Here is a 12,529-nt window from a genome sequence, read left to right as displayed (position 1 = left end):
AATCGTCCAATCGCCGGCTGTGGGAGCCGGCTTGCCGGCGATTGGGGCGCACAGCCCCCTCCCGCCCGCCCCTGACATCCTCTTTTTCCAACCCCGCCAAGCTGTTACTGTACCCCGACTAAAGCCCAACGCCTCTGGATCGGATGCCGACTTGATACGTCCCCTCCTGCTGTCTCTCAGCCTGGCCTTGAGCTTTCCCGCAGCCGCGATGGTGAGCGAAAGCCACGGATACGCGCAGTTCGGCACGCTCAAGTACCCAGCCACCTTCACCCACTTCGACTGGGTCAACCCGCAAGCGCCCAAGGGTGGCACCTTGCGGGCGATGGCGTTCGGCACCTTCGACACGCTCAACCCCTACACCTTCAAGGGCAGCAGCCCGGTGACCACGCCGAACTTCCTGCAGTACGGCGTGAGCGAGCTGAACGAGACACTGATGGTCGGCACCGGCCAGTACGACCCATCGGGTGACGAACCCACCTCCAGCTACGGCCTGATCGCCCGTTCGGTCGAGTACAGTGAAGACCGCAGCTGGGTGGTGTTCAACCTGCGCCCGGAAGCGCGCTGGCATGACGGCAAGCCGATCACCGCGGCCGATGTGGCCTTTTCCTACCGCACGCTGCTCAAGGAAGGCCACCCGATCTACCGCACCAACCTGCAGGAAGTGCAGCGCGTCGACATCCTCGGCCCGCTGCGCATCCGCTTCGTCTTCAAGCGCGCCGGCAACCCGCTGCTGATCCTGCGCCTGGGCGAGATGCCGGTACTGCCCAAGCACTACTGGCAACGCCGCGACTTCAAGGCCACCACCTTCGAGCCGCCACTGGGCAGCGGCCCGTACCGCATCACCCAGGTTCAACCTGGCCGTCACCTGGTGTTCGAGCGGGTGAAGAACTACTGGGGCAAGGACCTGGCGGTGAACCGCGGCAAGTACAACTTCAACCGCATCGAGTACGAGTTCTACCGCGACGCCACGGTGGCCTTCGAAGCCTTCAAGGCCGGCGAGTTCGACATCTACATCGAGCACCAGGCGAAGAACTGGGCCAACGGCTACAACTTCCCGGCCGTGCGCCGCGGTGAGGTGATCAAGGCGCAGATCCCGCACCGCATCCCGACCCAGACCCAAGGCCTGTTCATGAACAGCCGCCGCGCCAGCTTCAGCGACGCCCGCGTGCGGCAGGCGCTGGGCCTGATGCTCGACTTCGAGTGGACCAACCGCGCCCTGTTCAGCAGTGCCTACCGCCGCTCGACCAGCTATTACCCCAACAGCGAGTTCGCAGCGGACGGCCTGCCCACCGGCAAGGAATGGCTGCTGCTGGCGCCATTTCGTGACCAACTGCCGGAAAAGATGTTCACCCAGCCCTACCAGGTCAGCCATACCGACGGGCGCGGCATCAGCCGCCAGACCTTGCGCCAGGCCTTGACCCTGCTCGGCCAGGCGGGCTGGAAACTCGATGGCCAGCGGCTGGTGGACGGCAAGGGCCAGCAACTGCGCATGGAACTGCTGCTGGTGAACCCCAACCTCGAACGCATCCTGCAACCCTATGTCGAAAACCTGGCCAGCATCGGCATCGACGCGCACTTGCGCACCGTGGACCGTGCCCAGTACAAACAACGCCTGGACCAGTTCGACTTCGACATGATCCTGATGACCCTCAACCAGACCCTGAGCCCCGGCCTCGAACAGTGGCTGTACTTCCACTCAAGCCAGGCCTCGACCAAGGGCAGCAAGAACTATGCTGGGGTCAAGGACCCGGTGGTCGACCACCTGCTCGACACCCTGCTCGCCGCCCGCACCCGCGATGACCAGGTCGCCGCCGCGCGCGCCCTGGACCGTGTGCTTTCATGGCAGTACTACATGATCCCCAACTGGTATCTCGACAATCACCGCCTGGCCTACCGCAACCGGTTCGCCTTCGTCACCACGCCGCCCTACACCCTCGGGCTGAACAGCTGGTGGATAAAGCCTTCGGAGAAAGCCCAATGATGCCCATGCCCCGCCTGCGCCAGCTGGCCGGCAGCCTGTTGCTGGCCTGCTTGAGCCTGCCGGCCCTGGCCGCACCGCAACACGCGCTGACCCTGTACGACGAGGCGCCGAAATACCCGGCCGACTTCAAGCACTTCGACTTCGTCAACCCCGACGCGCCCAAGGGCGGCACCTTCCGCCAGTCCAGCTTCGGTGGCTTCGACAGCCTCAACCCGTTCATCAACAAGGGTGTGCCGGCCGAAAACGTCGGTGCCATCTACGACACCCTGATGCGCCAGAGCCTGGACGAGCCGTTCACCGAGTACGGCCTGGTGGCCGGCAAGATCGAGAAGGCCCCGGACAACAGCTGGGTACGCTTCTACCTGCGCCCCGAGGCACGCTTCCACGACGGCCACCCGATGCGCGCCGACGACGTGGTGTTCACCTTCAACGCCCTGATCAAGGACGGCGCCCCGCTGTACCGCCAGTATTACGCCGACGTCGCCGAAGTGGTCGCCGAAGATCCGCTGCGCGTGCTGTTCAAGTTCAAGCACCAGAACAACCGCGAGCTGCCGCTGATCCTCGGCCAACTGCCGGTGCTGCCCAAGCATTGGTACGAGGGCCGCGAGTTCAACCGTGGCAACCTGGAAATCCCGCTGGGCAGCGGCCCCTACAAGATCGCCGAGGTCAAGGCCGGCCGCTCGATCCGCTACGAGCGGGTCAAGGACTACTGGGCCAAGGACCTGCCGATCAACCGCGGCTTCTACAACTTCGACGCCATGACCTTCGATTCCTACCGCGACAACACCGTCGCCCTCGAAGCGCTCAAGGCCGGCCAGTTCGACTACGGCCTGGAGACCAGCGCGAAGAACTGGGCCACCGCCTACAACGTGCCGGCGGTGCGCGACGGCCGCCTGATCAAGGAAGAGCTGCCCAACGGCAACCCCACCGGCATGCAGGGCTTCATCTTCAACCTGCGCAAGCCGGTGTTTCAGGACGTGCGCGTGCGCCACGCGCTGAGCCTGCTGCTGGATTTCGAATGGACCAACAAGCAGCTGTTCAATGGTGCCTACACCCGCACCGGCAGCTACTTCGAGAACTCCGAAATGGCGGCCAAGGGCCAGCCGAGCCCAAGCGAGCTGAAAATCCTCGAACCGCTGCGTGGCAAGGTGCCCGAGCAGGTCTTCGGCGAAGCCTTCCACAACCCGGTCACCGACGGCAGCGGCATGATCCGCGAACAGCAGCGCCAGGCCTACAAGCTGCTGCAGGAAGCCGGCTGGAAGATCGTCGACGACAAGATGGTCGACCAGAACGGCAAGCCGGTTTCCATCGAGTTCCTGCTGGCGCAGACCGAGTTCGAGCGCATCCTGCTGCCGTTCAAGCGCAACCTGGCCGACCTTGGCATCGACCTGAGCATCCGCCGCGTCGACGTCTCGCAGTACATCACGCGCTTGCGTTCGCGCGACTACGACATGATCGTCAGCGGTTTCTCGCAGTCCAACTCGCCGGGTAACGAGCAGCGCGAATACTGGACCAGCGCCGCCGCCGACAACCCCGGCAGCCGCAACTTCATCGGCCTGCGCGACCCGGCCATCGACCAACTGGTCGAACAGTTGATCAACGCCGACTCCCGGCAAAACCTGGTCGACCACACCCGCGCCCTCGACCGCGTGCTGCTGTGGGGTTACTACGTGATTCCCAACTGGCACATCAAGACCTGGCGCGTGGCCTACTGGAACCACATCGGCCACCCCGCGGTGTCGCCCAAGTACGATATCGGCATCGACACCTGGTGGATCAAGCCCGACGTGACCCCGGCCGTGACCGAAGCACCTGCGCAAGAGGCCCAATGACATGCTGGCCTACATCCTGCGCCGCCTGCTGCTGATCATCCCGACCCTGTTCGGCATCCTGGTCATCAACTTCATCATCGTCCAGGCCGCCCCCGGCGGCCCGGTGGAACAGATGATCGCCAAGCTCGAAGGCTTCGAGGGCGCCACCAGCCGCATTGCCGGCGGCGGTGCCGAAGTCTCGGTGGCCGGCTCCAACTACCGCGGTGCCCAGGGCCTGGACCCGGCGCTGATCGCCGAGATCGAGCGCATGTACGGCTTCGACAAGTCGGCACCCGAGCGCCTGTGGATCATGGTCAAGAACTACGCCCAACTGGACTTTGGCGACAGCTTCTTCCGCGACGCCAAGGTCATCGACCTGATCGTCGAGAAGATGCCGGTGTCGATTTCGCTGGGGCTGTGGAGCACGCTGATCATGTACCTGGTGTCGATCCCGCTGGGCATTGCCAAGGCAGTGCGCCACGGCAGCCACTTCGACGTCTGGACCAGTTCGGCAATCATCGTCGGCTACGCCATCCCCGCGTTCCTGTTCGCCATCCTGCTGATCGTGCTGTTCGCCGGCGGCAGCTACTTCGACTGGTTCCCGCTGCGCGGGCTGACCTCGAACAACTTCGACGAGCTGTCCACCACCGGCAAGGTGCTGGACTACTTCTGGCACCTGGTGCTGCCGATCACCGCGCTGGTGATCGGCAACTTCGCCACCATGACCCTGCTGACCAAGAACAGCTTCCTCGACGAGATCAACAAGCAGTACGTGGTCACCGCCAAGGCCAAGGGCCTGAGCCGCCCGCGGGTGCTGTACGGGCATGTGTTCCGCAACGCCATGCTGCTGGTGATCGCCGGTTTCCCGTCGGCCTTCATCGGCATCTTCTTCACAGGTTCCCTGCTGATCGAGGTGATCTTCAGCCTCGACGGCCTGGGCCTGATGAGCTTCGAAGCGGCGATCAACCGCGACTACCCGGTGGTCTTCGGCACCCTGTTCATCTTCACCCTGCTGGGGCTGGTGGTGAAACTGATCGGCGACCTGACCTACACCCTGGTCGATCCTCGCATCGACTTCGCCAGCCGGGAGCACTGACATGGCCTTGTCCCCTCTCAACCGCCGGCGCTTCGAGCGCTTCAAGGCCAACCGCCGTGGCTGGTGGTCGCTGTGGCTGTTCCTGATCCTGTTCGGCCTGAGCCTGGGCGCCGAGCTGATCGCCAACGACAAGCCGATTGCCGTGCGCTACGACGGCGAGTGGTACTTCCCGGCATTCAAGCGCTACCCGGAAACCACCTTCGGCGGCGAATTCCCGCTGGAGGCAAACTACAAGAGCCCGTACATCCGCGAGCTGCTGGCCAAGAAGGACAGCTTCGTGCTGTGGGCGCCGATCCCGTTCAGCTACCAGAGCATCAACTACGACCTGCGCGTCCCCGCGCCCGCGCCGCCCTCGGCGGACAACTGGCTGGGCACCGACGACCAGGGCCGCGATGTGCTGGCGCGGGTGATCTACGGCTTCCGCATCTCGGTGCTGTTCGCCCTGACCCTGACCATTCTCAGCTCCATCGTTGGCGTCATCGCCGGTGCCCTGCAGGGCTTCTACGGCGGTTGGGTAGACCTTGCCGGCCAGCGCTTCCTGGAAATCTGGTCGGGCTTGCCGGTGCTGTACCTGCTGATCATCCTCGCAAGCTTCGTGCAGCCCAACTTCTGGTGGCTGCTGGGGATCATGCTGCTGTTCTCGTGGATGAGCCTGGTGGATGTGGTGCGCGCCGAGTTCCTGCGCGGGCGCAACCTGGAATACGTGCGTGCCGCACGAGCCCTGGGCATGCGCAATGGCGCGATCATGTACCGGCACATCCTGCCCAACGCGATGATTTCGACCATGACCTTCATGCCGTTCATCCTCACGGGCGCCATCGGCACCCTGACTGCGCTGGACTTCCTCGGCTTCGGCCTGCCGCCCGGCGCGCCATCGCTGGGCGAGCTGGTGGCCCAGGGCAAGTCCAACCTGCAGGCGCCGTGGCTGGGCATCAGTGCCTTCGCCGTGTTGGCGATCATGCTGAGCCTGCTGGTGTTCATCGGCGAGTCCGCCCGCGATGCCTTCGACCCGAGGAAGTGAAATGACCGAACAGAACCTGATCGAAGTGCGCGACCTCGCGGTGGAATTCGTCACCGGGGAGCAGGTCAACCGCGTGGTCGATGGCGTCAGCTTCGACATCCGCAAGGGCGAAACCCTGGCCCTGGTCGGCGAAAGTGGCTCGGGCAAGTCGGTAACCGCCCACTCGATCCTGCGCCTGCTGCCTTACCCGCTGGCGCGTCACCCCAGCGGCAGCATCCGCTTCGAAGGCAAGGACCTGCTGCAACAGAACGAAAAGGTCATGCAGCGCATCCGCGGCAACCGCGTCGCGATGATCTTCCAGGAGCCGATGACCTCGCTGAACCCGCTGCATTGCATCGAAAAGCAGATCAACGAAATCCTCCTGCTGCACAAGGGCCTGACCGGCAAGGAAGCGACCGCGCGCACCCTGGAGCTGCTGGAGATGGTCGGCATCCCCGAGCCGCGCAAGCGCCTCAAGGCACTGCCCCATGAGCTGTCCGGTGGCCAGCGCCAGCGGGTGATGATCGCCATGGCCCTGGCCAACGAGCCGGACCTGCTGATCGCCGACGAGCCGACCACGGCGCTCGATGTGACCGTGCAGTTGAAGATTCTCGACTTGCTCAAGGAGCTGCAGTCGCGCTTGGGCATGGCGTTGCTGCTGATCAGCCACGACCTCAACCTGGTCCGCCGTATCGCCCACCGGGTGTGCGTGATGCAGCGCGGGCAGATCGTCGAGCAGGCCGATTGCGCCACGCTGTTCAGCGCGCCACAGCATCACTACACGCAGATGCTGATCAATGCCGAACCCAGTGGCTTGCCGGCGCACAACCCGGTGGGCTCGCCACTGCTGGAAGTGAACGATCTCAAGGTCTGGTTCCCGATCAAGAAAGGCCTGCTGCGACGCACCGTCGACCATGTGAAGGCGGTGGACGGCATCAATTTCAGCCTGCCCCAGGGGCAGACACTGGGGATCGTCGGCGAGTCCGGGTCGGGCAAGTCCACCCTCGGGCTGGCGATCTTGCGCCTGATATCCAGTCGCGGCGGCATTCGCTTCCACGGGCAATCGCTGGAAGGGATGAATCAGAAGCAAGTGCGGCCACTGCGGCGCGAGATGCAGGTGGTGTTCCAGGACCCGTTCGGCAGCCTCAGCCCGCGCATGTGCGTGGAGGACATCGTCGGCGAGGGTTTGCGCATTCACCGTATCGGCACGCCGGCCGAGCAGGAGGCTGCGATCATTGCAGCGCTTGAGGAAGTGGGCCTGGACCCGCGCACGCGGCATCGCTATCCCCATGAATTTTCCGGCGGGCAGCGCCAGCGCATCGCGATTGCCCGGGCTTTGGTATTGAAGCCTGCGCTGATTCTGCTGGATGAACCGACTTCGGCGCTGGACCGCACGGTGCAGCGGCAGGTGGTGGAACTGCTGAGGAACCTGCAGCAGAAGTACAACCTGACCTACCTGTTCATCAGCCATGACCTGGCAGTGGTCAAGGCGCTGAGTCACCAGTTGATGGTGATCAAGCATGGGCATGTGGTGGAACAGGGGGATGCGCAGGCGATCTTCCATGCGCCGCAACATGCCTATACCCAGCAGTTGCTGGAAGCGGCGTTCTTGCAGCCGAATGGGGAAAAGAATCAGTTTTAAGCTCTATCTTGTAGGACATTTCCCAAAGATACTCCTACCGCCTTTTTACCGTTGCGGTCGCGTTGGCAGCGCACTAGTCTCGGCGTGTCGTTGCATATCAACGACACGGCTTTGACAGGCCGTAACGAGATACTTTGCACGGCCGTGTCGTTTATGGCGGCTGTGCATGGGGCACGTTCGCGTGCGCCGGTTCTGGTATCCGCCGGTCTGTCAACCTATGCACAGCTGCCACCCTCCTGTTTGACAGCAGTTTGGTGGTCGCCCCAAAAACGGATACTACCCATGCTGAAAATTGTCCCCGATCCACCGCACAACCACTCCCTCGAAGACACCCTCATCCAGGCCACGGACTACGCCCTCTGCGCCCAGACCGTGATTCACCAGGCACTCCTGTTGCAGCCCAAGTCACCTGCTTCGATTCTGATGATGGCGTCGATGCATGAGATGGAGGCGCTGCGCGTCATGCTGGAATCCATGTTGATCCAGGTGCAGATGCCGGCTGAGCCAAGGACGCTGCACTAGACCAACAGTGATGTGTGGTGTGGCCTGGCCGGCGATAGGGCCAGCCCAGGCAGCAAAAAAATCAGGGAGATAGAGCAATGACCACAGACAACACCCATTTCACCGTAGGCAAAACCACCTTCTTCCAGGGCGAAAACCACACCCACCCCCTGTTCCGCATCGAACCCGGCATCCCCTGCCAGGACGCCCGCGAACAAGCCTCCGAGCTGATGGGCTACGTGCGCGACATGACCATCGCCGGCCTGATGGACGACAACCCCCAACTGATCTGGGCCTCGCACTACCTCAGCGCGCTGGCAAAGGCGCTGATGGATGATGCTGAGCTGGGGATGACGCACAGAGTATCCAGTGGCATCGATGAAGAGTCGAAGTGAGTGCACGCCTTGTGCGACTCGGACTTTCGAGGGCGGAATGCCCCGCGTTCAGAGCGCAGGAGCTGGAGCGATTAGCTGGCCGGACTCACCAGCCTGTAACCAACCCCTGCCTCGGTAATGATGAAGCGCGGCGCAGTAGGGTCATCCCCAAGCTTCTGCCGCAAATGCCCCACCACGATGCGCAGATAGTGGGTGTTCTCCACATGGGACGGCCCCCAGATCTCCTTGAGCAGCTGCTGCTGGGTAATCACCCGCCCCGGATGCCCGGCCAGCAGCGCCAGCAGCGCGTACTCCTTGCGCGTAAGCGCCACCTCCACGCCCGCCAGGGTCACCTTGCGAAAGGCAAAGTCCACGGTCAGTGGCCCGAAGCTGGCCGAGACTTCGCCCCCACCGGATTGCGGCACCTGGCGCAACAGCGCACGTACCCGGGCGAGAAACTCCTGGATGCCGAAAGGCTTGGTCACGTAGTCGTTGGCCCCGCCGTCCAGCGCATCGACCTTCTGCACCTCACTGGCCCGCACCGACAGCACCAGCACCGGCACCGCACTCCATTCACGCAGTTCACGCAGCACCTGTTGGCCGTCCATGTCCGGCAGGCCGAGGTCGAGCACCACCAGGTCGGGCTTGGCCAATGCTGCCTGGGCCAGACCTTCGCCGCCGGTGGCGGCTTCGATCACCTTGTAGCCCTGGGAAGTCAGGCTGATGCGCAGGAACTTGCGGATCTGCGGTTCGTCGTCGATGACCAGGAGGGTGGCGGACTGGCTCATGGGGCTTCGTGTTCGGCTTCGGGTTGCTGAGGGAGCGGCAAGCATAGAGTGATGCAGGTACCCTGGCCATCGATGCCTTCGCCGACCCGTATCTGTCCGCCGTGGGCGCCGATCATGCCCTGGCAGATCGCCAGGCCCAGGCCGGTGCCCTGCCCGCCCCGGTCGCCGCGAGCGGCGGTGTAGAACATGTCGAAGATTTTCTCGCGCTCTGGCAGCGGGATGCCCGGGCCCTGGTCACTGACGGCGAAATGCAGCTGCTCCTCGTGCACCGACACCTGCAGTTCCAGGCGACCTTGAGCAGGCGAGAAACGCGCAGCGTTCTCCAGCACATTGATCAGCGCCTGCTCGATCAGCGCGGCATGCACGAACAGCAGCGGCAGCTCGGCGGGGACGTCGGTGTGCACGCGCAACGGCGCCAGCACCAGGCGCAGGCGGTTGAGGGCGCTGCCGACGATATCGGCCGGGGCGACCCAGTCGCGGGCGAGCTTCAAGCCGCCGTGGCCAAGGCGGGTCATGTCCAGCAGGTTCTGAATATAGCGGTCGAGGCGTTCGGCTTCATCGCGAGTGCCTTCCAGCAATTCGCGGCGATCCTCGGCGGGGATCGCCTCGCCCAGCGCCAGCAGGCTGTCGATGCTGCCGCGCATGGCCGTCAACGGGGTGCGCAAGTCGTGGGAGACCGAGGCCAGCAAGGCGCTGCGCAGCTGCTCGGTTTCGCCGTGCAGGCGCGCCGCCTCCAACTGCTCGGCCAGGCGGGCGCGGGCCAGCGCCTGGGCCAGGGGCTGGCCGAGTGCCTGGAGCAAGCGCCGGCGCTGGGCGCTGAGCGGCTCGCCGGAACGCGGACGCACGCCGAGCAAGGCCAGGGGCTGGTCGTCGACGGCCAGCGGCCACCACCACCAGCGGCCATTGGGCAAGGTATCGCTGCCATGCCCTGCGGCCTGGCCGTGTTGCCAGGCCCACTCGGCGGCAGCGCGCTCGCTGTCGCCCAGCACGTGCGCTTCGCCGCTGGCCAGCTGCAGCAGGCCTTCGGCGTTACGTTCGAGCAGGCACACTTGCACGTCCTGCCAGCCGTTGAGGTGCTGACCTGCGGCGTTGAATACCGCCTGGCGGTCGGTGGCCACGGTCAGCCGGCGCGACAGGTCGAGCAGTTGGCTGGTCTGCGCCTGGGTTTCGCGCAAGGCCTGCAACTGGCTACGCTGACGCGCGGCAAGGTTGCCGGTGAGGGCCGCCATCAGCAGGAAGAACACCAGCGTCAACACATCTTCTTCGCGCTGGATGCTGAAGGAGAAGTTCGGTGGAATGAACAGGAAATCGTAAGTCAGGAACGACAAGGCCGCGCAGGCAAGCGCCGGCCCCAGGCTGCTGCGCACAGCGACCAGCAGCACGGCGGCGAGAAACACCAGGGAGATATTGGGCAATGCCAGCACGCTCGACACCGCCCATGACAAACCCGCCGCCAGCACGGTGGCGAGCACTGCCAACAGGTAATGGCGCCACACCCATACCCGTTGCACAGCAGCCTTCGTCGGGGCCGGCTGTGCGTCGCGATCGAGTACGTTGACCTCCAGGCCATGACTTTCACGCAGCAGGCGCGCCGCCACGCCTGCGCCGAAGAAGCGCCGGCGCAGCCGGTCGCGGGACTGCCCCACCAACACCAGGCTGGCACGACGCTCGACGGCATGCTGGATCAGCGTGCGCGCCACTTCCCCTGCGCGCAGCAGCACCACTTCGCCGCCAAGCCGTTCGGCCAGTTGCTGGGCGGCCTGCAAGCGGTGGCGGGCGGTTTCGTCGCGCAGCCGGCCGTTGTCGACGTGGACCAGGCTCCAGGGCAGATGACGCCGCTGCGCTACCCGGCTGGCATGGCGCACCAGGCGCTCGGCCTGGTCGTCACCGTCGACGCCGACCAGCATGCGCCCGCGCAGGGTGGGCGCCTCCTGGCCGCGTTGACGGTAGCCATGGGCAAGGTCCGCATCGACCTGGGCCGCGGCAGTCTGCATGGCCAGTTCACGCAGCGCGGTGAGGTTGGTCTGCGAGAAGTACGCATCGATGGCCGCACGCGCCTGCTCGGGGACATACACCTTGCCTTCGCGCAAACGTTCGAGCAGTTCGCGCGGCGGCAGGTCGATCAGCACCAGCTCGAAGGCTTCCTGCAGCACCCAGTCCGGCAGGGTTTCGCGGACCTGTACGCCGGTGATGTCGCGGACCTTGTCGTTGAGGCTTTCCAGGTGCTGGACGTTGACCGTGGTGTACACGTCGATGCCGGCGGCAAGCAGTTCCTGCACGTCCTGCCAGCGCTTGGCATGGCGGCTGCCGGGGGCGTTGGTGTGGGCCAGCTCGTCGACCAGGGCCAGGGTGGGCGCGGCCTTGAGCAGGCCGTCGAGGTCCATTTCCTCGAGGGTGACGCCACGGTACTCGCTGCGCAGTTGCGGCTGTTGTTGCAGGCCGCCGAGCAAGGCCTCGGTTTCGGCGCGGCCGTGGGTTTCGACGACGCCGGCGAGCACCTGCACGCCCTGGCGTTGCTGGGCGTGGGCGGCCTGGAGCATGGCGAAGGTCTTGCCGACACCGGGGGCGGCGCCGAGGAAGACCTTGAGCCTGCCGCGCCCTTCGCGCGGGAGGTTGGCCAACAGCGCGTCGGCGCGGGCTGCATTACTCATGTCTGATCCTTCGTTGGTTGGGCCTGCTGCGCAGGCCATCGCCGGCAAGCCGGCTCCCACAAGGATCTGCATTGCCTGTGTGGGAGCCGGCTTGCCGGCGATGGGCCGCAGCGCGGCCCCATTGTCACTGTCCTGTCTTCTCGAGCGCCTGGTTCAACGCCAGCACATTCACCACAGGCGGCCCGATCAATGGCTGGAGGGTGGCCTCTTCGAGCAAGGCTTGCAACCTCTCGATAGGCACCTGTCGCGCCGCCGCCACCCGTGGGATCTGATAGGCCACCGCCTCTGGTGGCAAATGCGGGTCCAGGCCACTGCCAGACGTGCTCAGCAGGGCCTGCGGCACCGGCCCCAGTTCAGCCCGATACAGCTTCGCCGCATCGCTGGCCACGCGCTCGGCCAAGGCCGGATTGCTCGGTGACAGGTTGCTGGCGCTGCTGGCCACGGTGGCATACGCCCCCGCCGAAGGCCGCGACTGGAACCAGCCATCGCCCTGGAAATCCTGGGCGATCAGCGCCGAGCCACGTACCTGGCCTGCGGCATCGCGCACCAGGCTGCCATTGGCCTGTTCCGGGAACGCCACCTGGGCAATACCGGTCACCGCCAGCGGATACAGCGCGCCAGTGACCACCGTCATCAGCAGGATCAGGCTCAGTGCCGGGCGTACATAGTTGTTCATGGTGGCCTC

10 protein-coding genes are annotated in these 12,529 nt (G+C 64.9%); 7 read left to right on the top strand and 3 right to left on the bottom strand.

Features of this window, described 5'->3' with window-relative positions; all coding sequences use genetic code 11:
- Positions 1–151: 151 nt before the first annotated feature.
- The 7 genes from PPL01S_RS15020 to PPL01S_RS14990 all read left to right on the top strand — a co-directional run bounded on the left by PPL01S_RS15020 (position 152) and on the right by PPL01S_RS14990 (position 8,426).
- Positions 152–1,981, top strand: a complete 1,830-nt coding sequence (locus tag PPL01S_RS15020; RefSeq protein ID WP_033743700.1) for an extracellular solute-binding protein — start codon at positions 152–154, stop codon at positions 1,979–1,981.
- Positions 1,978–3,813, top strand: coding sequence for an extracellular solute-binding protein (locus PPL01S_RS15015; protein ID WP_028625931.1), 1,836 nt, complete (start codon positions 1,978–1,980; stop codon positions 3,811–3,813). Before PPL01S_RS15020 ends, PPL01S_RS15015 begins: the two co-directional genes overlap by 4 nt.
- 1 nt (position 3,814) lies before the next feature.
- Complete coding sequence (locus PPL01S_RS15010) at positions 3,815–4,888, top strand: microcin C ABC transporter permease YejB (protein ID WP_008091250.1); 1,074 nt, start codon at positions 3,815–3,817, stop codon at positions 4,886–4,888.
- A gap of 1 nt (position 4,889) precedes the next feature.
- Complete coding sequence (locus tag PPL01S_RS15005) at positions 4,890–5,909, top strand: ABC transporter permease (protein ID WP_016393134.1); 1,020 nt, start codon at positions 4,890–4,892, stop codon at positions 5,907–5,909.
- Between the two features lies 1 nt (position 5,910).
- The gene (locus PPL01S_RS15000; RefSeq protein WP_016393133.1) at positions 5,911–7,530 is read left to right on the top strand and encodes an ABC transporter ATP-binding protein; all 1,620 of its coding nucleotides are present in this window, start codon (positions 5,911–5,913) and stop codon (positions 7,528–7,530) included.
- A 282-nt stretch (positions 7,531–7,812) separates the two neighbouring features.
- Positions 7,813–8,052, top strand: coding sequence for a hypothetical protein (locus tag PPL01S_RS14995; RefSeq protein WP_016393132.1), 240 nt, complete (start codon positions 7,813–7,815; stop codon positions 8,050–8,052).
- 77 nt (positions 8,053–8,129) lie between these two features.
- Positions 8,130–8,426, top strand: coding sequence for a DUF3077 domain-containing protein (locus PPL01S_RS14990; RefSeq protein WP_016393131.1), 297 nt, complete (start codon positions 8,130–8,132; stop codon positions 8,424–8,426).
- 71 nt (positions 8,427–8,497) lie between these two features.
- On the opposite strand, the gene PPL01S_RS14985 is transcribed toward PPL01S_RS14990, so the two are convergent.
- The 3 genes from PPL01S_RS14985 to kdpC form a co-directional block, all read right to left on the bottom strand.
- The gene (locus PPL01S_RS14985; protein ID WP_016393130.1) at positions 8,498–9,193 is read right to left on the bottom strand and encodes a response regulator; all 696 of its coding nucleotides are present in this window, start codon (positions 9,191–9,193) and stop codon (positions 8,498–8,500) included.
- The gene (locus tag PPL01S_RS14980) at positions 9,190–11,844 is read right to left on the bottom strand and encodes a DUF4118 domain-containing protein (RefSeq protein ID WP_028625932.1); all 2,655 of its coding nucleotides are present in this window, start codon (positions 11,842–11,844) and stop codon (positions 9,190–9,192) included. Before PPL01S_RS14980 ends, PPL01S_RS14985 begins: the two co-directional genes overlap by 4 nt.
- Before the next feature lie 124 nt (positions 11,845–11,968).
- The gene (gene kdpC, locus PPL01S_RS14975) at positions 11,969–12,520 is read right to left on the bottom strand and encodes a potassium-transporting ATPase subunit KdpC (protein WP_016393128.1); all 552 of its coding nucleotides are present in this window, start codon (positions 12,518–12,520) and stop codon (positions 11,969–11,971) included.
- Between the last annotated feature and the right edge of the window lie 9 nt (positions 12,521–12,529).

The sequence above is a fragment of the Pseudomonas plecoglossicida NBRC 103162 = DSM 15088 genome (assembly GCF_000730665.1).
Classification (GTDB): domain Bacteria; phylum Pseudomonadota; class Gammaproteobacteria; order Pseudomonadales; family Pseudomonadaceae; genus Aquipseudomonas; species Aquipseudomonas plecoglossicida.
This window is presented reverse-complemented; position numbering and strand designations above follow the sequence as displayed.